The 20,113-nt window shown below is 64.2% G+C and carries 19 protein-coding genes; 12 read left to right on the forward strand and 7 right to left on the reverse strand.

All coding sequences use genetic code 11. The features are described from left to right. Positions 1–98: 98 nt before the first annotated feature. Positions 99–1,436, reverse strand: a complete 1,338-nt coding sequence (locus FYJ91_RS04740; protein ID WP_149521096.1) for an MFS transporter — start codon at positions 1,434–1,436, stop codon at positions 99–101. Between the two features lie 197 nt (positions 1,437–1,633). Here FYJ91_RS04740 and cyoA point away from each other — a divergent pair, with 197 nt between their 5' ends. From cyoA to FYJ91_RS04780, 8 genes are read left to right on the forward strand one after another with little or no spacing between them, the layout of a single operon-like run. Further along, a complete protein-coding gene (gene cyoA, locus FYJ91_RS04745; protein WP_425473985.1) occupies positions 1,634–2,668 on the forward strand; it encodes a ubiquinol oxidase subunit II in 1,035 nt (344 codons plus the stop codon). Positions 2,669–2,682: 14 nt separating this feature from the next. Beyond that, positions 2,683–4,683 carry a cytochrome o ubiquinol oxidase subunit I gene (gene cyoB, locus FYJ91_RS04750; protein WP_149521098.1) on the forward strand — a complete coding sequence of 667 codons (2,001 nt, stop codon included), beginning with the start codon at positions 2,683–2,685 and terminating at the stop codon, positions 4,681–4,683. 2 nt (positions 4,684–4,685) lie between these two features. After that, entirely contained in the window at positions 4,686–5,300 is a 615-nt protein-coding gene (gene cyoC / locus FYJ91_RS04755) for a cytochrome o ubiquinol oxidase subunit III (protein WP_149521099.1), read from the forward strand. Continuing rightward, a complete protein-coding gene (gene cyoD, locus FYJ91_RS04760) occupies positions 5,300–5,653 on the forward strand; it encodes a cytochrome o ubiquinol oxidase subunit IV (protein WP_149521100.1) in 354 nt (117 codons plus the stop codon). Before cyoC ends, cyoD begins: the two co-directional genes overlap by 1 nt. A 10-nt stretch (positions 5,654–5,663) precedes the next feature. Next, positions 5,664–6,320 (forward strand): SURF1 family protein, encoded by a 657-nt coding sequence (locus tag FYJ91_RS04765; protein WP_149521101.1) that lies wholly within the window; start codon positions 5,664–5,666, stop codon positions 6,318–6,320. After that, positions 6,320–7,618, forward strand: a complete 1,299-nt coding sequence (locus FYJ91_RS04770; RefSeq protein WP_246152427.1) for an ATP-binding protein — start codon at positions 6,320–6,322, stop codon at positions 7,616–7,618. The genes FYJ91_RS04765 and FYJ91_RS04770 overlap by 1 nt, the downstream gene beginning before the upstream one ends. Then, positions 7,618–8,148: a response regulator transcription factor gene (locus tag FYJ91_RS04775; RefSeq protein WP_149521102.1), complete on the forward strand. Its 531-nt coding sequence runs from the start codon at positions 7,618–7,620 to the stop codon at positions 8,146–8,148. Before FYJ91_RS04770 ends, FYJ91_RS04775 begins: the two co-directional genes overlap by 1 nt. A 39-nt stretch (positions 8,149–8,187) precedes the next feature. After that, positions 8,188–8,778 (forward strand): phosphatase PAP2 family protein, encoded by a 591-nt coding sequence (locus FYJ91_RS04780; RefSeq protein WP_149521103.1) that lies wholly within the window; start codon positions 8,188–8,190, stop codon positions 8,776–8,778. A 6-nt stretch (positions 8,779–8,784) separates the two neighbouring features. Here the strand turns inward: FYJ91_RS04780 and FYJ91_RS04785 are convergent, their stop codons facing one another. Together FYJ91_RS04785 and FYJ91_RS04790 are read right to left on the reverse strand one after the other, a co-directional pair. Next, positions 8,785–9,129, reverse strand: a complete 345-nt coding sequence (locus tag FYJ91_RS04785) for a hypothetical protein (RefSeq protein WP_149521104.1) — start codon at positions 9,127–9,129, stop codon at positions 8,785–8,787. Next, entirely contained in the window at positions 9,126–9,650 is a 525-nt protein-coding gene (locus tag FYJ91_RS04790) for a hypothetical protein (protein WP_149521105.1), read from the reverse strand. Before FYJ91_RS04790 ends, FYJ91_RS04785 begins: the two co-directional genes overlap by 4 nt. A gap of 113 nt (positions 9,651–9,763) precedes the next feature. Here FYJ91_RS04790 and FYJ91_RS04795 point away from each other — a divergent pair, with 113 nt between their 5' ends. Both FYJ91_RS04795 and FYJ91_RS04800 read left to right on the forward strand, forming a co-directional pair. After that, positions 9,764–10,099, forward strand: a complete 336-nt coding sequence (locus FYJ91_RS04795) for a DUF2322 family protein (RefSeq protein ID WP_149521106.1) — start codon at positions 9,764–9,766, stop codon at positions 10,097–10,099. Between the two features lie 24 nt (positions 10,100–10,123). Next, complete coding sequence (locus FYJ91_RS04800; protein ID WP_246152429.1) at positions 10,124–11,344, forward strand: phospholipase A; 1,221 nt, start codon at positions 10,124–10,126, stop codon at positions 11,342–11,344. Positions 11,345–11,378: 34 nt separating this feature from the next. On the opposite strand, the gene FYJ91_RS04805 is transcribed toward FYJ91_RS04800, so the two are convergent. Together FYJ91_RS04805 and FYJ91_RS04810 are read right to left on the reverse strand one after the other, a co-directional pair. Beyond that, positions 11,379–11,990 (reverse strand): TetR/AcrR family transcriptional regulator, encoded by a 612-nt coding sequence (locus FYJ91_RS04805; RefSeq protein WP_149521107.1) that lies wholly within the window; start codon positions 11,988–11,990, stop codon positions 11,379–11,381. A gap of 144 nt (positions 11,991–12,134) precedes the next feature. Then, positions 12,135–14,693 (reverse strand): TonB-dependent receptor, encoded by a 2,559-nt coding sequence (locus tag FYJ91_RS04810; RefSeq protein ID WP_149521108.1) that lies wholly within the window; start codon positions 14,691–14,693, stop codon positions 12,135–12,137. A 185-nt stretch (positions 14,694–14,878) separates the two neighbouring features. Between FYJ91_RS04810 and FYJ91_RS04815 the strand changes: the two genes are divergently transcribed. After that, positions 14,879–16,510 (forward strand): alkaline phosphatase D family protein, encoded by a 1,632-nt coding sequence (locus FYJ91_RS04815; protein WP_181008352.1) that lies wholly within the window; start codon positions 14,879–14,881, stop codon positions 16,508–16,510. Between the two features lie 15 nt (positions 16,511–16,525). Here FYJ91_RS04815 and FYJ91_RS04820 read toward each other — a convergent pair whose 3' ends face one another. Beyond that, complete coding sequence (locus tag FYJ91_RS04820; RefSeq protein ID WP_149521110.1) at positions 16,526–16,708, reverse strand: hypothetical protein; 183 nt, start codon at positions 16,706–16,708, stop codon at positions 16,526–16,528. A gap of 191 nt (positions 16,709–16,899) precedes the next feature. Here FYJ91_RS04820 and FYJ91_RS04825 point away from each other — a divergent pair, with 191 nt between their 5' ends. Beyond that, on the forward strand, positions 16,900–19,452 hold the full coding sequence (locus tag FYJ91_RS04825) for an HWE histidine kinase domain-containing protein (protein WP_149521111.1): 2,553 nt from the start codon (positions 16,900–16,902) through the stop codon (positions 19,450–19,452). Between the two features lie 119 nt (positions 19,453–19,571). On the opposite strand, the gene FYJ91_RS04830 is transcribed toward FYJ91_RS04825, so the two are convergent. Continuing rightward, entirely contained in the window at positions 19,572–20,069 is a 498-nt protein-coding gene (locus FYJ91_RS04830) for a hypothetical protein (RefSeq protein WP_149521112.1), read from the reverse strand. Positions 20,070–20,113 lie beyond the last annotated feature (44 nt).

Raw genomic sequence — 20,113 nt, forward strand, 5'->3', positions numbered from 1 at the left:
CCCGGCACACAACTACAAGCGAGGCCCCATGGCCCGCGCGGTGTGTGGATTCAGTAAACGGCTCGGTAGGGTTAGACTTAAGGATGAGGGACTGCGGCTTATCCCGCGCTGGTCGGCCGCGCCCAGTCACGGTTGATCAGGAGCGCGGCCAGCGTGCAGATCGCACCCGACAGCAGATAGGCGCCGACCGACCACAGGCCGAACCGCGTCGCCAGCGCCAGCGCGACCAGCGGCGCGAAGCCCGCGCCGATCAGCCAGGCGAGATTGGCGACCGTGGCGGCGCCGGTGTAGCGGCGCTCGCTGGAAAAGCTGCCGTTCACCGCTCCCGAGGACTGGCCGAAGGCGATACCGAGCAGGACGAAGCCCGCGAGCATATAGACCGCCTCGCCAAGCCCGCCCGCGCCCAGCAGTTGCGGCGCGAAGCCGCTATAGGCAGCGATCAGCCCGGCCGAGATACCAAGCACCGCGCGTCGCCCGACCCGATCGGCGACGACGCCCGACGCGAGCATCGCCAGCACGCAGACCATCGCACCGACGATCTCGATCAACAGGAAGCGTTCTGCCGATTCGCCGGTGTTGAGGATGACCCAGGACAGCGGGAACACCGTGACGAGGTGGAACAAGGCGAAGCTAGCCAGTGGCGCGAAGGAGCCCAGCGCGATCGTGCGCCAATCGAGGCGCACGGTTTCCCAGAAGGGCGCCGGCTGCAGCTCGCGGCTTTCGAAAAGATGCTGGAATTCGGGCGTCGCGACCAGCCGCAGGCGGGCGAACAAAGCCACCACGTTGATCGCGAAGGCGACGAAGAAGGGATAGCGCCAGCCCCATGACAGGAAATCGGCATCCGACAGCGTCGTCAGGAAGAACGCGAACAGGCCCGCCGCCACGATCAGCCCCAGCGGCGCGCCGAGCTGCGGGATCATCGCATACCATCCGCGCTGGTTCGCCGGCGCGTTGAGCGAGAGCAGCGACGGCAACCCGTCCCATGCGCCGCCCAGCGCCATGCCCTGCCCGATCCGCAGCACGGCCAGCATCCAGATCGCGGCCGTGCCCATCTGATCATAACCGGGCACGAACGCCATCGACATGGTCGATCCGCCCAGCAGGAACAGGGCGATGGTAAGCTTCACGCCGCGGCCGTGATGGCGATCGATCCACATGAACAAAGCCGAACCGAGCGGCCGTGCGAGAAACGCCAGCGAGAACAGACCGAACGAATAGAGCGTGCCCGTCACCGCATCGACGAAGGGAAACAGCAGCGACGGAAACACCAGCACCGACGCGATCGCATAGACGAAGAAGTCGAAGAATTCGCTGGTGCGCCCCACGACGACGCCGATGGCGATCTCGCCGGGCGCGATGCGATGATCGCGCGCGGACAGGTGCCGCGCGTCGCGCTCAAGGGAGGTCGAATTCGATCCGGCGATCGGTGCAGTCATAAGGGTTCGCTCCGGCGGACAAGCCTGATAGTATTTTGTTTCGGCGCTCCTTGCACCAGAAATGCATCGTCAGGGGGATAGGACAAAATGTCCAATGTCGGCACGGCGGCCCACCGGGATAGGCGGTGATCATGCGCGAACATCCTTTTCCTGCAATCCCGCGTCCCCTGAAGGCCGCGACCATCCTTTCGGCGGCGATGCTGCTGTCGTCCTGCAGCCGGGCCGTGCTCGATCCAGCGGGCGACATCGCGGCGCAGCAACGCGACATCATCTATATCTCGACAGCGCTGATGTTGCTGATCATCGTACCGGTTATGGTGCTGATCGTCGTGTTCGCCTTGCGGTATCGCAAGGGCAAGGGCGCGAAATACGACCCCAATTTCGATCACTCGACCGCGCTGGAACTGGTGATCTGGTCGGCGCCGCTTCTGATCATCATCTGCCTGGGCGCCCTGACATGGTGGAGCACGCACCTGCTCGATCCGTTCCGCCCGCTCGACCGCGTGTCGGCGACCAAGGCGGTCGATCCCAAGGTCAAGCCGTTGGTGATCCAGGTCGTCTCGCTCGACTGGAAATGGCTGTTCATCTATCCCGAACAGGGCGTCGCCACGGTGAACGAGCTGGTGTTGCCGGTCGATCGGCCGGTGCGGTTCGATCTGACGTCCACCAACATGATGAACACCTTCTACGCGCCGACGCTGGCGGGGATGATCTATACGATGCCGGGGATGCGCAGCACGCTCCACGCGGTGATCAACCGCGAAGGAACGTATGACGGCCTGTCCGCCAATTATAGCGGCGCCGGCTTCTCGCATATGCGCTTCAAGCTGCATGGCGTGAAGGACGATGGGTTCGCGACCTGGGTGGCGGGCGTCCGTGCCCGTGGCGTGGCGCTCGACACCGATCGCTACCTGGAGCTCGAAAAGCCCAGCCAGCGTGTGCCGGTCATGCGTTTCTCGCAGGTCGATGGCGATCTGTTCCGCCGCATCCTGCAGCGCTGCACCAAGCCGGGCACCCCCTGCATGACCGGAATGCACGGTTCGCAGCCCGAAGAAGGCAAGCCGGAAGGCGCGGTCTTCAAGGAAGGGCAGGAGAAAAAGGGTGGCGAAAGCGTCACCCCGCAGCCCGGCAGCCAGTCACCGCCGCCCGCGGCCGGCCAGCACCACGACCACCACAGCTCGCTCAACCTTAATCACGCCGCGCCGGGCACCGCCCGCGTCGCCGCCGCCTGATCGACGGAGCCATCATGTTCGACGAATCCGTCATCAAGACGATCTTCGGTCGCCTGACCTGGGAATCCTTCCCGGTCCACGAACCGATCCTGCTCGTCACCTTCATCGTGGTGATGACGCTGGGCCTCGGCATCGTCGCCGCGGTCACCAAGTATAAGCTGTGGGGCTTCCTGTGGCGCGAATGGTTCACCTCGGTCGATCATAAGAAGATCGGGATCATGTACATGATCCTGGGGATCATCATGCTGCTGCGTGGCTTTGCCGACGCGCTGATGATGCGCGCACAGCAGGCGATCGCGTTCGGGGCGAGCGAGGGCTATCTCAACTCGCACCATTATGATCAGATCTTCTCGGCACACGGGACGATCATGATCTTCTTTGTCGCGATCCCGCTGATCGTCGGCCTCGTCAATTATGTCATGCCGCTGCAGATCGGCGCGCGCGACGTGGCCTTCCCCTTCCTCAACAACCTGAGCTTCTGGCTCACGGTGGCGGGCGCGCTGCTGGTGATGGTATCGCTGTTCGTCGGCGAATTTTCGCGCGGCGGCTGGCTCAACTATGTGCCGGTCACCAACCTGCAGAACAGCCCCGATACCGGGCCGGATTATTATCTATGGGCGCTGCAGATAGCGGGCGTGGGCACGACATTATCCGCGATCAACATGGTCACGACGATCATCAAGATGCGCGCGCCCGGCATGTCGATGATGAAGATGCCGATCTTCACCTGGACGGCGCTGTGCAGCAACGTGCTGGCCATCGCGATCTTCCCGGTTCTGACCGGTGCCTTCGCGCTGCTGATGCTCGATCGCTATGTCGGCACCAACTTCTTCACCAACGATCTCGGCGGCAACCCGATGATGTACTGGAACCTGGTGTGGATCTGGGGGCACCCGGAGGTGTACGTCCTGGTCCTGCCCGTGTTCGGCATCTATTCCGAGATCACGTCGACCTTCACCGGCAAGCGCCTCTTCGGTTACTCGTCGATGGTCTATGCCACGGTCGTCATCACGATCCTGAGCTACCTGGTCTGGCTGCACCACTTCTTCACGATGGGATCGGGCGCCAGCGTCAACAGCTTCTTCGGCATCGCCACGATGGTGATCTCGATCCCGACGGGCGCGAAGATCTTCAACTGGCTGTTCACGATGTATCGCGGCGAAATCCGCTACGAACTGCCGATGATGTGGGTGGTCGCCTTCATGCTCACCTTCGTGGTGGGCGGGATGACGGGCGTGCTGCTCGCGGTGCCGCCGGCCGACTTCGTGCTGCACAACTCGCTGTTCCTCGTCGCACACTTCCACAACGTCATCATCGGCGGCGTCGTGTTCGGCCTGTTCGCGGGGATGGATTACTGGTTCCCCAAGGCGTTCGGCTTCCGGCTCGACCGGTTCTGGGGGAAGGTAACCTTCTGGGGCTGGGTGATCGGTTACTGGGTCGCCTGGACGCCGATCTATATCGTCGGCCTGATGGGCACGACGCGCCGCGTGAACCATTTCGACGATCCCAGCCTGCAGATCTGGTTCGTGATCGCCGCAATCGGCGCCGTGATCATCCTGATCGGGATCCTGGCCTTCGTGATCCAGATCGCGGTCAGCATCATCAACCGCGACAAGCTGCGCGATACGACGGGCGATCCGTGGAACGGCCGCACGCTCGAATGGTCGACCAGCTCGCCGCCGCCCGCCTATAACTTCGCCTTCACGCCGCAGGTCCACGATCTGGACGCGTGGTACGACATGAAGGATCGTGGTGCCGAAAGGCCGGTGAAGGGCTTCCTTCCGGTCCACATGCCGCGCAACACCGGTGCGGGCGTGATCCTGTCGGGGCTGGCCATGGTGCTGGGCTTCGCGATGGTCTGGTATATCTGGTGGCTCGCCGCGCTGTCTGCGGGTGCGCTGCTGATCGGCGGGATCATCCACACCTTCAACTATAACCGCGACTACCATATCCCGGCGGATGAGGTAGCCGAACAGGAAGACGCGCGCACGAAGCTGCTCGCGGCGGGAGCGTGACCATGAGCGCCGAAACCGTGCCCGACACCACCTTCTTCGTCACCGAGGAGGAGCATCACGACGCCGGCGGCGCGACGCTGCTGGGCTTCTGGATCTACCTGATGAGCGACGCGCTCATCTTCGCGACGCTGTTCGCGACCTATGGCGTGCTGAGTGGCAGTTTTGCCGGTGGCCCTTCGCCTCGGGAGATTTTCGAACTGCCGCTCGTCGCGCTCAACACAGCGATCCTGCTGGTCTCGTCGATCACCTACGGCTTCGCGATGATCGCGATGCAGGAAGGCAAGCTGGGCGGCACCAAGGCGTGGCTGGCAATCACCGGCCTGCTCGGTGCCGCGTTCGTGGGAATCGAGCTGTACGAGTTCAGCACGCTGATCCACGAAGGCGCAACGCCGCAGACGAGCGCCTTCCTCTCAGCCTTCTTCACTCTGGTCGCCACGCACGGGCTGCACGTCAGCTTCGGCATATTGTGGCTGGTGGTGATGCTGGTGCAGCTGTCGCAGCGCGGGCTGCATCCGGAAAACCAGCGCCGGCTGATGTGCCTTAGTATGTTCTGGCACTTCCTCGACGTCGTCTGGATCGGCGTCTTCACCTTCGTCTATCTGCTCGGGGTCCTGTGATGAGCCACGCCACCCACGCCGCCGCCCCGCACGGTTCGCGCCGCACCTATCTGATCGGCTTCCTGCTGTCGGTGGTGCTGACCGCCGGTCCGTTCTGGCTGGTGATAAACCATGTGTTCGATCCGCAGACCACCGCGCTGGCGATCATCGTGGCGGCCGTCGTCCAGATCCTGGTGCACACCGTCTGTTTCCTCCACGTCAACACCAGTTCGGAGGGCGGCTGGACCCTGCTGGCTTATGCGTTCACCGCCGTCCTGGTGTTGATCGTGATCATCGGTTCGCTGTGGATCATGTACCACCTCAACTCCAACATGATGCCGATGATGGGTTCGGGGATGGACGCCCAACCCTGAGCGCCGCGCCATGAAACGGGCGGCCCTGATCGCGCTGGCGCTGATCCTCATGCTCGGCTTCGGGGCGCTTGGCGTCTGGCAGGTCGAGCGGCGGGCGTGGAAGCTCGACCTGATCGCCCGCGTCGAGGCACGAATCCACGCCCCACCCGTGCCGATCGCCGACGCGCGGGGCGACGAATATCGCCGGGTCACCGCGACCGGCACCTTGCTGCACGACAAGACGACGCGGGTTCAGGCGTTGACCGAGCGTGGTGCGGGCTTCTGGCTGCTCACCCCCTTGCGAACCGCGCAGGGCATAGTGCTGGTCAATCGGGGCTTCGTGCCGGCGGGATGGCGTGCGCCGCGGGAGCGCGCGCACGACGTCACGGTGACGGGGCTGCTGCGCATCTCCGAACCGCATGGCGGCTTCCTGCGCGCGAACGCCCCTGTCGCCGACCGCTGGTATTCGCGTGACGTCGCCGCGATTGCCGCGGCGCGCAGGCTTGGCCCGATCGCGCCGGTCTTCGTCGACGCCGATGCCTCTCCCAATTCCGCCGCCTATCCGATAGGCGGTCTCACCGTGGTCCGCTTCAACAACAACCATCTGGTCTATGCACTCACCTGGTTCGGTCTGGCGGGGCTGAGCGGCTTTGCGGCCTTCCTGCTCGCAAAGGCCCGGCCGCGCTGATGGACGCCCCGCTCCTCGCGCTCGCGCGCAGGCCCGCCGGCTCCACCACCGAAACGGTGGCGGCGGAGAATATGCGCCAGCTCATCCAGCTGCGCTGGATTGCCGTGGCGGGGCAGACGATCGCGATCCTGTTCGTCCATTATGGGCTGGGCGTGGCGCTGCCCGTCGCCGAAATGCTGGGCGTGGCGCTGCTGCTGGCGGCAACGAACCTGCTCGCGACGCTGGCAAGGCAGCGCCATCACGTCCGCGAGCGGGAGGTGATGCTCGCGCTGCTCGTCGATATGGGCGTCCTCACGCTCCAGCTCTATTTCAGCGGCGGCGCGGGCAATCCCTTCATCTCGCTCTATCTGCTGCAGGTGGTGCTGGGCGCAATCCTGCTGGAAGCCGCGTCGGCGGCTGTTCTGGGCGCTGCGACGGCCCTCAGCTACGCGCTGCTGAGCGTTCGCTCTGTGCCCTTGCGGCTGCCACCGGAACTCGCCGCCGGGGGCGTCGATCTGTTTGCGATCGGCCGCTGGATCAGCTTCGTGATGGTCGCGACCTTGCTCGGCATGTTCATCATCCGCATCATCCGCAACCTGCGCGCCCGCGACGCGCACGTCGCCGATCTGCGCCAGCATGCGGCAGAGGAAGAGGGCATCGTCCGCATGGGCCTGTTCGCATCCGGCGCCGCGCACGAACTCGGAACCCCGCTTGGCACGCTCTCGGTCATCCTGGCCGACTGGCGCCGCGTGCCTTCAATCCGGCAGGACGATCAACTCGCGGGCGAAGTCGACGAAATGGTTGGCGAGGTCCAGCGGTGCAAGGCGATCGTGTCGGACATTCTGCATTCGGCGGGGCAGCCGCGCGGCGAAGCGATGGAGAGCCTCGCCGCCGCCGCGTTCCTCGACGCGGCCGTCGCGGAATGGCGCGCCCCCCATATGCCAGTCCCGCTGGCCTATGATCGCGCGGGAGCCGCCGGCGTCGTCATCGCGGCCGATCCCGCGCTACGCCAGGCGATCTGGAACCTGCTCGACAACGCCGCCGAAGTATCGCCCGACGGGATATGGCTCGACGCGACGATCGAGGACGAGATGCTGGCGATCGTGGTGCGCGATTCCGGCCCCGGCTTCGCACCCGCCGCGCTGGGCAAGGTCGGCACCCTCTATCAATCGACCAAGGGCGTCGGCCACGGCCTCGGCCTGTTCCTCGCCAGCAACACCATGCGCCATCTCGGCGGTCGGCTCGAAGCGCGGAATCGGGAAAGCGGGGGCGCCGAAGTCCGGCTGCTGCTGCCGCTCGTCAACGCGGGAGCCCGCTGATGGACGATCACAGCTTGATCATCGTCGAGGACGACGCGACCTTCGCGCGCACGCTGCAACGGTCCTTCGAACGGCGCGGCTATCGCGTCCGGGTTGCCGCCAGCCCGGCCGAGCTGGACGTGCTGCTCGACGCGGAAACGCCGGGCCATGCCGTCGTCGATCTCAAGCTCGGCAATGCCTCGGGCCTGCCGTGCGTGGCGAAGCTCCATGCAATCGACCCCGCAATGCTGATCGTCGTGCTGACCGGCTATGCCAGCATCGCGACGGCGGTGGAGGCGATCAAGCTGGGTGCGTGCCACTATCTGGTAAAGCCATCCAACACCGACGATATCGAGGCGGCTTTCGGCCGGGCGTCAGGCGATCCCGACGTTCGGGTCACGGCGCGATCCTCATCGATCAAGACCCACGAGTGGGAGATGATCAACGAGGTGCTGGCTGAAACCGGCTTCAACATCTCGGAAACCGCCCGCCGCTTGGGCATGCACCGGCGCACTCTGGCCCGCAAGCTCGAAAAGATGCCCGTCAAATAGATTGCTGACGCGGCAGGGCATCGGTTGCTAGGGGGCGGCATGAAACCGAAGATCGCGATATGGCTGGGGACCGTGCTTCTGCTCGCCGGCCTCGCTTTGTGGTTCGGGCATCAGCAACAGGAAGTGCCGGTAGCCGCGTGGCTTCATGCCGCTGCGGACGGGCGCTCCGTGCCCGCGATCATCGCGGTCACGCGGATGGGCGGCGCCGCGGCGCTGATCCCCTTCGCTTTGGCCGTCGTGCTTATGCTGGTGCTTCGTGGTGCGCAGCAGGCCGGCTTATGGTTGTTCGCGGCGATCGGATCGGGCCGGATCGCGATCGAGTTGCTGAAGGAGACGATCGGGCGGGTCCGGCCAGACGCCGCAGGCCATCTGGTCGACGTGTCCTCCGCCAGCTTCCCCAGTTCACACGCCGCCGGATCGATGCTGACCGTGGCCACCATGCTGCTGCTGTTCAGGACGCCGCCGACCCCTGCCGCCGCCTGCCTGATCTTCCCGATCCTCGTCGGCCTCTCGCGCCTGGCGTTGGGCGTTCACTGGCCGAGCGATGTTCTGGCTGGCTGGGGTTTCGGGCTGTTGTGGGCCGGGTTGTTCACTTTTCTTGTCCCCTCGCCCTTCCGCGATCGGGCCTGACGCGTCTCAGCAGTCGTCGGTCTCGGGCAGGGCGAGTGCCTGCGCCTTCACGTCGAGCCAGATGTGGCACGCGTAATCATCGCCGGTTTTCGCGCAGCTCATCTTGCCGTCGCCCTTGTGTAGCCCGATCGCGCCGCACGCCTGCTCCTGCCCTTGTCCGGGCAGGGCGTCGTACAGGCTACGCGCGGCCGCCCCCGTGACGAGCAGGTCCACAATACCCGCCTCATACGGAAACACCTTCGCCGACGAAGGCTTGGCGACGATCGCGCCCTTCGGCGTCTCGTCCGCCCCCGCCGATGCCGGAGCGAGCAGCGCGAACATCAGGACAACAATCGTAGCGCGGCGGTTCATCGTGCCTCCGGGATCAATTCGAGGTCAAAGCTGGCGCTTTTCGAAACCGCCGTGAGTGCGGCGAGCAGTGCCGCGCGCGTCGCGAAGATGCAGCTCGCCGCCGATTGCGGATCGCGCACGATCGAACCGCCCGATGCCTCGGCACGCTCCGACCACGGCTTTGCGCAGGGCAGCAGCGCCAGCCGATATCGCCCCTTGCTGTCGTCGAGCAGCATGAACAGCGCGTTGCGCGCCACGCCATCATCGCGTTGGAGCTGGACGATGTGGCGATGCGTATCGCCTTTGCCGAGCGGGACGAGGATCGCGACCAGTCGCTGATCGCCACCGTCGATCGCCATGCTTCCGTCGGGACCGTTGTGGGTCGAAAGCAGATCGCCCTCCCCCGGCATTTCGCCCGTGACGAAGCGATAATGGCCATCCGGAATGACCGGCTTGCCATCCGATGCGGCAAACCAGGGACGGCTGGTCCAACAGCCGGTCAGGAGCAGGAGCAGCGCACCAAGGAACATCGATCGAAGCATCGATCGACCCTATCCGGGCGTCCCGCCGCTTGCCACCCCGCACAGCGTGGCGGACGGCCCATCAACCTGTTAGAGCGCCGCGCATCACAACCACGAGGTTCGAGAGAGCTGCGATGATTCAACCAGGCGCAACGTTCAAGGACACCCTTCAGCAGCTGCCGCCGATCGATGATGTGCAGCGTATCGACCTGATCGACAGCGCCGGCACTGTGGCCGCCAGCATCGAAAATCAGCCTGGCAAGCAGGGTTCGCTGGCCGTCTATAATTATCTCGCCCAGTGCTTCGACATGCTGGATGGACAGGCGGCCGAACATGGGTTGATCGTGTTCGGCGAACATACGGAAGATGCGCGCAATCGGCCGGGCGCGCATCCGAATGTCGATCGTCTCCTCGCCATCGCAGCCGGCGATGCCCCATTGCGCATCAAGGTCGTTACGGCCGGTCGCTGAGTCCGCCAACGGGAGACGCAGGCGATGAGCAACGCGGAAATGATCAAACGCGCGTGCCGTTTGCGCTGGAGGCTGCCGGCGCTCGTCGCCGCTGTTCTGGTCGCAACGCCCGCTTATGCGCAGGGCAGCGGCATCGAGGTCGTGATCGGTCGGGCAGGGGTACAAATCGGCGGCGGCGCGCTTGTCGATCTGCGCTTGCTGAACCCTGGTGCGGCGGCCGGCACCCTCGACTTGCCGGATCGGGTCGAAGCGCAAATCGCCACCGCCGACGGTGCATCGCGCGCGATCTGGCTGGAACGCGCGGCGGATACGCCCACTTCGCTGACGATCCCGGCCGGTGGCTTCGTGTCCGCGCACTATCGCCTGAGCGCCGTCGACGCGACGTCCGGCGCCCTGTTGTCGATAGCGCGCTGGAGCTCCCAGCAGGTTGCGCTCACCCCGGCGTTGGCGACGCCCGCGGAGCAGATGGCCGCGTCGTCCCCCGCGCCGGTGACGCCGCCGGCGACGGATCGCTCGGTCGGCAACGCCTTCCTCGACAATCTGTCGGCCTATGACCCGATCTATGCGGTCTATGGCCCGGGCACCAACACCGACGCGCGCATCCAGATCAGCTTCAAATATCAGCTCTACGGCAGCCGCGCGCGGGAGAGCCGGCATGCCTCGATCCGCGACGGCCTCTATTTCGCTTATACCCAGCGCATGTTCTGGGATCTGGGGGCGTCGTCCTCTCCCTTTCGCAACGTCGATTATCAGCCTGAACTCTTCTATCTGTCGCAGCCCCTGGCGCTGTCGGACCGCGCGACGCTGAGCGGACAGATCGGCTTGCGCCATGAATCGAACGGCCGCGCCGGCGCCGCGTCGCGCAGCATCAACATGGCCTATGTCGCGCCGATGGGCGCCTTTTCGCTGGGCGACGGCTGGCGCCTTTCGGTCGCTCCACGATTATGGCTGTATGTCGGCGATCGATCCGACAATCCCGATATCCGGCGCTATCGCGGCAATAGTGGTCTGTTCCTGGAAATCGGCCAGGAAGACGGCCCGCGGCTGTCCACCTCGTCCCGCTTCAATATCGATAGCGGCAAGGGTGCGATATCCGCCGACATTTCCTATCCGTTGCGCTCGCTGCTGGGCGGCGGGCCGGACTTCTACCTCTTCGGCCAAAGCTTCCATGGCTATGGCGAAAATCTGCTCGACTATAATCGCCGCATCACCCGTTTTCGTATCGGTGTGGCGTTGGTGCGATAAGCGTCAGCGCTGGATGAGCCGGCCGCTTCGAAGGTCACTCGATCGCGCTGGCGCGGAGCATCTGGGCGGTCTGCCGCATGACCGCTTCCGGCGAGACGCGATCCTCCTCCTGCAACATCTCGTCGATCGCGAAACCGACTTCCACCGACAGGCGCAATCGACGCCACAATTCCTCACGATCAACTCCGGGAAGATAGGAGGCGTAGGCCTCCGTCAGCCGATCGGTGACATATCGGTGCGATTCCAGACGGATGCTGACCATCCGTGGCGAAGCGTGGAGCGCGCGCAATATCCACACAGCGCCGGGCACGCTGTTCGTGGCCACTGCGGTATCGTGCAACAGCTCGCCGATATGGCTGCGCATATGATCGAGCCCGCCCGGCTGATGGCGTGCGACCCACGCTTCCAGCGCCTCGTTCTGCCGGACCATCAGGCGTTCGCCGAGTGCCTCGAGGACGCCATATTTATCCTTGAAATAGCGATAGAGCGCCGACGGGGCGAAGCCTGCGCGCGCGCAGATCAGGTTGGTCGAGATGCTTTCGAAACCCTGTTCGGCGACGAGTTCGCCCGCGACGTCGAGCAGGCGTTCATAGGTCTGCTGCGAACGACCCTGCTGCGGTTTAGCCCGCCCGTCCGCGGTTGGCATTGCTGATCCTCTCGTCGGCACCCGATCATGAAGGATGCATCATCTTCTATACTTGTCCGAAGCCGCAACAAGGCGGCCGCTGAGCCATCGAATATGAGATGTTGCCCCGCGCGCCAGTGATTGCCACGCGGGGCATTCGCAAGATCAGAACTTCACGCTGACGCCGAAGTCGCCATTCCACGAATAGACTTCGCGCGAATAGGTCTGGCGCTTGGTCGTCTGATAGAAGGTCATCGGCGCTTCGTTGAGGTTGGACGCTGCGGCGAACAGTTCGACCCCCTTCATCACCCGGTAGCTGACCCGCGCGTCGAGCACGGTGCGCGGGCCGGCATAGATATCGGCCGTGGTCCCCTGCGCCGCATTGCCGACATTTTCGATATAGGATGAGCGATAGGCGAGCGCGACGCGCGCCTCGAACGGACCCTTTTCAAAGAACAGGGTCGCGTTGGCGATCCAGTCCGACTGGCGGAAGAAGGGCAGATCCTCGTTCTCACGACCGGGCACGTCGACGTTCGACTTCACATAGGTCGCGTTGGCCGACATGCCGAAGCCGTCGAACGGCGCGGGCAGGAAGGTGAAGCGCTTCTGCACATTCGCCTCGATGCCGAACAGTTCGCCACGATCGGCGTTCTGCGGCTGCGACAGCGAGGTGAGCGGCACGCCCGCGAAGCTGGTGTTCTGGATCGTCTGAGTGAAGATCGGGTTCTTCAGCCGCTTGTAGAACATGCCCACCGCGACGATGCTGTCGCTGCCCGGATAATATTCGGCCGAGGCGTCGAAGCCCATCGACGTATAGGGCTTGAGGTTGGGATTGCCCGCCGTGCCGACGCCCGCATCCTCGGTAAAGGTCGGCACGACCGCATCATAGTTCGGGCGGCCGAGCGTGTTGGTCCATGCCGCGCGCAGCTTGAAGTCGGGCGCGACATTGTAGTTCAGGTGCAGGCTGGGCAGGACGTGGGTGTAGTTCTTGCCGAAGCGCAGCGGCGTGATGCCCGTGGTCGTGCGGAGCTGGTTGGCGTTGTATCGCCCCTCGGTCCGCTCGATGCGCACGCCGCCGATCGCGGTCAGATCGCCCAGCTCGACATTGGCCATGACGTAGCCGGCGTAGATCTTTTCATGGATGCGATAATCGAGCGACGCATTGTTGATCGCCGTCTGCCCGGCGTTGAGGGCGATCAGCTGCGGGTTGCGATTGTAGAAATCGAGCACGCCCTGATAGTTCATGCGCGGGCCGAACATATATTCGCCGTTGTAGAAATCGTCCGGCGGCGACAGCACCTGCCCCGTCTGCGCGAAGGTCGAATTGCCGACGGCGTCGCGCTGCGACTGCTGGTTATCGCGATCCTTCACGCGATCGATGAACTTGGCGCCGACCTTCACGAACGTGTTGGTGGCACCGTCATCGAGTGCGATCTTGAAGTCGGCGCGGGCGGTGTGCAGATCCTCGTCAATCTGTTCGCGCCGTTCGCGGATACGCCGCAGCGGAAAAGCGGCCGGATCATAGAGCGTCGGATCGATCGCGGCGAAGGCCGGGCGCTTGCCCGACAGATCGAGCGTCGCGGTGCGGTTCGCGGCCGTGCGGAACTCCAGGTCGTCTCGGATCGGCGTATGTTCCTGCGCATGCGCGTAGGTGTAGTTCAGCTCCGCCTCGACCGCGCCGAAGGTCCATTCGACGCCCGGGGAGATGTTGTAGAGCTTCTGCGTCTGGTTGTTCTGGCGGAACTGGCGGGTGGCGCGGCCATTGGGGAAACGGATCGAGGTCGGGCTCAGCACCGTCGGCGTGCCACCGTTGAGCAGCACGAAGTTGAACTGATCGCGCTCCTCATGATCGGTGAACTGGTTGTAGATCGTGCGCAGATAGACGCGGGTGTCGTCGTTCGGCCGCCAGTCGAGATTGACGATCCCGCCGATGCGTTCGCGCATGATCCGATAATCGAACATCACCAGATTGGTCGGCGCGTTGATCGAGGTGCCGGCGGTGGTGAAGGTTGCCCAGTTGGTCGGTTCGACCAGATCGCTGTCGATGTAGCGCTTCGAATAGCTCGCCGCGACGACGATGCCGAATTCCTTGTCGGCGCCGAACGTGCCGCCGTGCGTCAGGCTGCCGCCATAGCCCAGCTTTTCGGACTTGTTGTTATAGGATCCGCGCAGCGTGCCGTAGGTGAAGGGCTCGCTCTTGTCGAAGGCGGTCGGCGTGACGAGGTTGATGCTGCCGCCGATGGCATTGGCATCATAATCGGGGGTGACCGCCTTCACGACCTCGATCGCGGCGACCAGATCGGACGGGATGGTGTCGAGCGCGACGCGGCGCCCCTCGGCTTCGGGAATGCCGACCAGATTGCCGTCGACGGTGACCTGATTGAGATTGGGATCGATACCACGCACCACGACGTAGCGGGGTTCGCCCTGGTCGATCTGGACCGACACGCCGGGGAGACGCTGCAAAGCCTCGGCCGTATTATAGTCGGGCAGCTTGCCGATCCCGTCCGACGCGACGACGTCCGAAATCGTCACCTGGTCGCGCTTGCGCTCGATCGCGAGTTCACGCTGGGCGCGGGCGCCGGTGACGACAATCTCGTCGCCCTGAATGCCGTCGGCCGCATCCTGCGCATATGCGATCGTCGGAATACTGACACCCGCCAGCATCGCGAGACGCAGTGCGAAACTGCTGGCGCCCGCCATCTTCGATGAGAATTTCTGCATTGGATCGTCCCCCGGAAAGCGGCGTTGCGCCGCGCCATCGGGGGAGCGCCTAAACGAGAGTTAAGACTCTCATATTGCCTCCACAAGACCGATCGATGACAGTGCCCATGCCGAAAACCAAGGCTCGCGGGCGTCACCGCGCTGTCACAAAGCGCGTGCTAGGCGGCATCGGGATTGGAGCCACCATGCCTGTTCTCTGGGATCGCCGTACTCTTCTCCGCGCCGCCGCACTGGCGCCGGCCGTCTCGCTGCTCGCACCGATGCGGCTGGGGGCGGCGCCGCTCGCGGGCTTCACCCATTCGGTCGCGAGCGGCGATCCGACACGCGACAGTATCGTGCTTTGGACGCGCTTTATTGCCGCCGAAGGCGGCGAGACGACATTGGCGGTTGAGGTCGCGGAGGACGATCGCTTCAAGCGCATCGCCGCGCGCGGGACGACGACCGCGTCGCCGATTAACGATCATTGCGCGCACGCGCGTCCGGCCGGGCTGAAGCCGGGCCGCTGGTATTATTATCGCTTCACCGCGCCGGATGGCAGTATGTCGCCCGTCGGCCGAACCCGCACGCTGCCGGCGGGATCGATCGAAAGCTTCCGCATCGGCGTGTTCTCCTGCGCCAATGCCACGTCGGGCTGGTTCAATGCCTATGCGCACGCCGCGACCCGCGAAGATATCGATCTCATCGTTCACCTCGGTGACTATATCTATGAATCGCCGACCGATCGGTCCGACGCGATCCCGGCGCTGGCGAAAGCGCGGGAGATCGCACCGACGGGTGAGACCATCTCGCTGATCGATTATCGGCTGCGCTACGCAAGCTATCGCGCCGACCCCGCATTGCAGGAACTCCACCGCCGTTTCCCGATGATCACGATGTGGGACGATCACGAAACCGCCAACAACAGTTGGACCAACGGCGCGAAGAACCATGGCCCCGAAGACGGGCCATGGGAGATACGCAAGGCGGCGGGCATCCGTGCCTTCCGCGAATGGCTGCCGATGGCCAATGCGGATTATGCCAGTTATCAGATCGGCGATCTCGCCACGATGTTCCGACTCGAAACCCGATTGATCGGCCGCACGAAGCAGCTCGAACTGAGCGAGATTTTGCGCGCCGGCGGCGATCCGCGTGCCGCGGCGGAGGCATTCCGCAAGGGACCGCTTGCAGACCCCGCGCGAACGATGATGGGCGCCGCACAGGAACAATGGCTGCGCGACGGGATCGCCCGTTCCACCCGTGACGGGACGCGGTGGCAGATACTGGCGCAGCAGACAGTGATGGCCCCATTGCTTCTGCCGACGGTCAAGCCGTCCTGGTATGCACCGAACGTCGCCCCGGCCCCGAAGGCGGAAGCCGAGCTGCGCTTTGCCGCGATGCTGACGCAGATGGGCATTCCGGAAGGGCTCGACCGCTGGGATGGCTATCCCGCCGCGCGCGATCGGTTGCTGGGCAGTGCCGCGCAGGCGAAGGCGAATCTGGTCGTGTTGAGCGGCGACAGCCACAATGCGTGGGCGTCAGATCTCGTCCACGACGGAAAGCCCGTTGGCGTCGAGTTTGCGGGCCACAGCGTCTCGTCTTTCGGTATCGACAAGCGCTTCGGCGGCGACCCCAAAGCGATTGCGGCGGACTTTACCGCGACAAACCCGCTCCTGAAGTGGTGCGACACCAGCCGCCGCGGCTATATGGTGGTTAACCTCACCCGCAGCGCCGCCAGCAACGAATGGCTGTTCCTGCCGTCGCTGACGACCCGGTCGACCGAGGTGTTCGATCGGACGACATTCAAGACCGAACGGCGAAGCCAGCGACTATCGTCGTGATCCGCGCGATCCAGGTTATTTCTTGATCAGCGGATCCTCATCGGCGTCGATCTGGGCCATCAAGGCGCGAGTCGTATAACGCTCGGCGAGAGCGCGGTGCGCGGCCGTGGCGTTTGGATGCGCAGCCGCTGCGGCCTGCTCCTTTTCCTCACGCGCTCGACGCAGCAGATAGGCTGCTTCATCGTCGAGTTCGGTCATAAACAACCTTTCGTCCTTCTTAGATTCATCCCGACTCAGCCATTCTCGCCGATGGAAGTGTCTGGCAAATTGCAGTCGCGCGACAATTACCAACGATTGCGGGACGTTCAAGATCGGCGCATCCCGCACACGATTGAACCTGGGTGGCATAGCCGCGTTACCGTGGCTGCCGTAGCAATGATGGGGAATGCGTGTCCGAGTTCGATAGGGTCGATCTGACCAACTGCGATCGTGAGCCGATCCACCTTCTCGGGGCGATTCAACCCGGCGGGTTTTTGATCGCGGTCAGCACCGACTGGATCATCGCGCGCGTTTCGAAGAACATTCGCGACCTTCTGGGCCATGACCCGGACCAGTTGATCGGCCAGCCATTGGTCGATTTCGTGCCCGCGTCGCTTTTGCACGAACTGCGCAACCGCGTGTCCTATCTGTCCGGTCCGGACATGGTGGAACGGCAGTTCGGTTGCCAGATCGGCACGTCGGGCCAGCCCTATGACGTTGCGGTCCATTTTTCGGGCGGGCAGATCGTCATCGAGGCCGAAGCGGGGACCGCCCATGCCGGCGACGCAACCAATTCGGTGCGCGCGATGATGGCGCGGCTCGATCAGGCCAAGGATATCACCGCCTTCTATCGCGAGGGCGCGCGACAGGTGCGCGCCCTGCTCGGCTATGATCGCGTCATGGTCTATAAATTCGCGGCGAGCGGCGCGGGCGAAGTCGTCGCGGAAGCAGTGAAGTCGGGCATCGGCAGCTTTCTGGGCCTCCATTATCCCGCCAGCGACATCCCGGTGCAGGCGCGCGCGCTCTATAAGCGCAACCTCGTCCGCATCGTTCGCGACGTGAATGCCGATCCGATCCCGATCATCCCTACGCTCGATCCGGCGGGCAGGTCGATCGATCTGTCGCTGTCGATCCTGCGATCGGTGTCACCGATCCATATCGAATATCTCAAGAATATGGGCGTCGGCGCCACACTGTCGATCTCGATCCTGGTCGATAGCGAATTGTGGGGCCTGTTCGCCTGCCACAATTATTCCCCACGATCACCAACGTTCGAGCGGCGATCGGTGTGCGAGTTGTTCGCGCAAATGTTCTCGATGCGGCTGGAATCGCGCGAGCGGCGACAGATCGTCGAATATGAGCGGCGCGCGCGCGACATATCCGATCAGTTGCTGGGCGCGGTCGCGTCGGACGAAACGCTGCTGAACGATCCCGACTGGTTGGGCGACATCTTGACCAGCGCCATCCCCGCCGATGGCGTCGGCGTATGGATCAACGGCAATTACGCTTTTTCAGGCGTCACACCGCCGACCGAGGATTTTCGCCGGATCGTGCGCGCGCTCAACGGCACGGCAGCGGGCCGCGTCTTCACGACCGACAATATTGGCAGCCTGATCCCCGATGCGGGCAAGTTCGCCGATCGCGCGGCCGGTCTGCTGGCTATTCCCATTTCCCGCTCCCCGCGCGACTATGTCATCCTGTTCCGATCCGAGCTCAAGCAATCGGTGCGCTGGGCTGGCGATCCGCACAAGCCCATCGAATATGGCCCGAACGGCCCGCGCCTTACCCCGCGCGAGAGTTTCGAAGAGTGGAAGGAGGCCGTCGACGGTCATTCGGAGCCGTTCACCCTGTCCGAATTGCGCGTCGCCGAAACGCTCCGCGCGACCTTGATCGAGGTGGTGTTGCGACTGGCCGACGAGGCTGCGGCAGAGCGGCGTCAGTCGACCGCGCGACAGGAGATGCTGATCGCCGAACTCAACCACCGCGTGCGCAACATCCTGGGCGTCATCCGTGGGCTTATCCGCCAGTCACAGCCCGACAGCCCCGAGGTGAAGGAGTTCGTGCGGCTGGTCGACGGGCGGATCCACGCGCTCGCCCGCGCGCACAACCAGATCACCGACGATCATTGGGGGCCCGCGCCGCTCGACGCGCTGATCGACGCGGAAGCGGCGGCCTTTGCTGCCGACAGACGAAGCGCGATCATCGCGAACGGATCGCCTGTCCTGCTCAACCCGCAGGCTTATTCGACGATGGCGCTGGTGATCCACGAACTCGTCACCAACTCGACCAAATATGGCAGTCTGTCGGCCAGTGGCGAGGTGCATATCGACTGGTCGCGCAACCACCACGGCGATCTCGAATTCACGTGGCACGAGACGGGCGGTCCGACGGTCAAGCCGCCCAAGCGCAAGGGCTTCGGCACGACGATCGTAACACGATCGGTGCCATATGACCTCGGCGGCAGCGCGAGCATCGACTATGCGCCGGACGGCGTGCGCGCGGAGTTCTGCATCCCCGCGCGCCATGTGTCCGAACCGAAGAGTTACGGTGCCGCGGTGGTGCGTCCTCAGCGCGTCGGCGCGTCCAGCCAGGAGATCGTCAACCCGCACCTGCTCGACCGCCGCACGGTGCTGCTGGTCGAAGACAGCCTGATCATCGCGCTCGACGCCGAAGACATTCTCGACCGCTTCGGCGCGGATGTATCGACCGCATCGACCCCGGAAGCCGCACACGACATCCTCGACAAGGCGAAGATGGACTTCGCGATCCTCGACATCAATCTGGGCGACCAGACGAGCTTCGGGATCGCGGACCGCCTGGTGGAACTCGGCGTGCCCTTCTTCTTCGCGTCGGGCTATGGCGAACAGGCGAGCTTGCCGATGCAGCACCGATCGACCCCAGTCGTGCAGAAGCCCTACACCACCCATAACATCGCCAACGCGATCGACAGCCTGTTCGAATGACGGCGTGTCGGCTGTAATCAGCCTGCTGGTTGACCTGTACAAAGATTATATCGGAGCCATTGTGGCAGAGGCCCGGGCTCTAGCCACCGCCCGGACCGGCTATGGCCGGGGCAGAATGCTCATTTTCCTGTGGCTGCGCTCGCTATCCCCGGCTTGATGTAAATCACAAGCCGCTCGATCTGGTTATTCTGATCCAGGACGAAATGGTCGATCGCGGCGAGCCGATAAGGGCCATCATCGTCTCCAAGGCGGGGCGACGCGAGTTCCATGAAGCATTCGCGGCCACGGTCGACGAAGCTGATCGGGATCACCTTGCGCGAGATCGCGTGGCTGAAATGCGCCGTCAACTGATCGCGCCCGCGGACGACAGTTTCGGAAATTCCGAGCAGACTCGCGGTCGGCGCAAACAGCGCGGTGATTTCGTCCTGGCGCCCTGCGCCTTGCAAGGTGACATAGCGGTCGGCGACGTCGCATGCCGAACCCGGCACCGGTTTCGCACGAACGGGCGGCGTCGCGAAGCTCGATTCCGCCGGCCAGTGGCTTCCGATCGCCGGATCCTGCAGGCTTGGCGACGCAGCGTTCGATGCTGACACCGCGATTCCGATATTAGCGATCACGCCACAAAAGCTTCGGCGCATCCTGGTTTCTCCCCTCGCGTCGT

It is taken from the genome of Sphingomonas montanisoli (assembly GCF_008274695.1).
Classification (GTDB): Bacteria; Pseudomonadota; Alphaproteobacteria; order Sphingomonadales; family Sphingomonadaceae; genus Rhizorhabdus; species Rhizorhabdus montanisoli.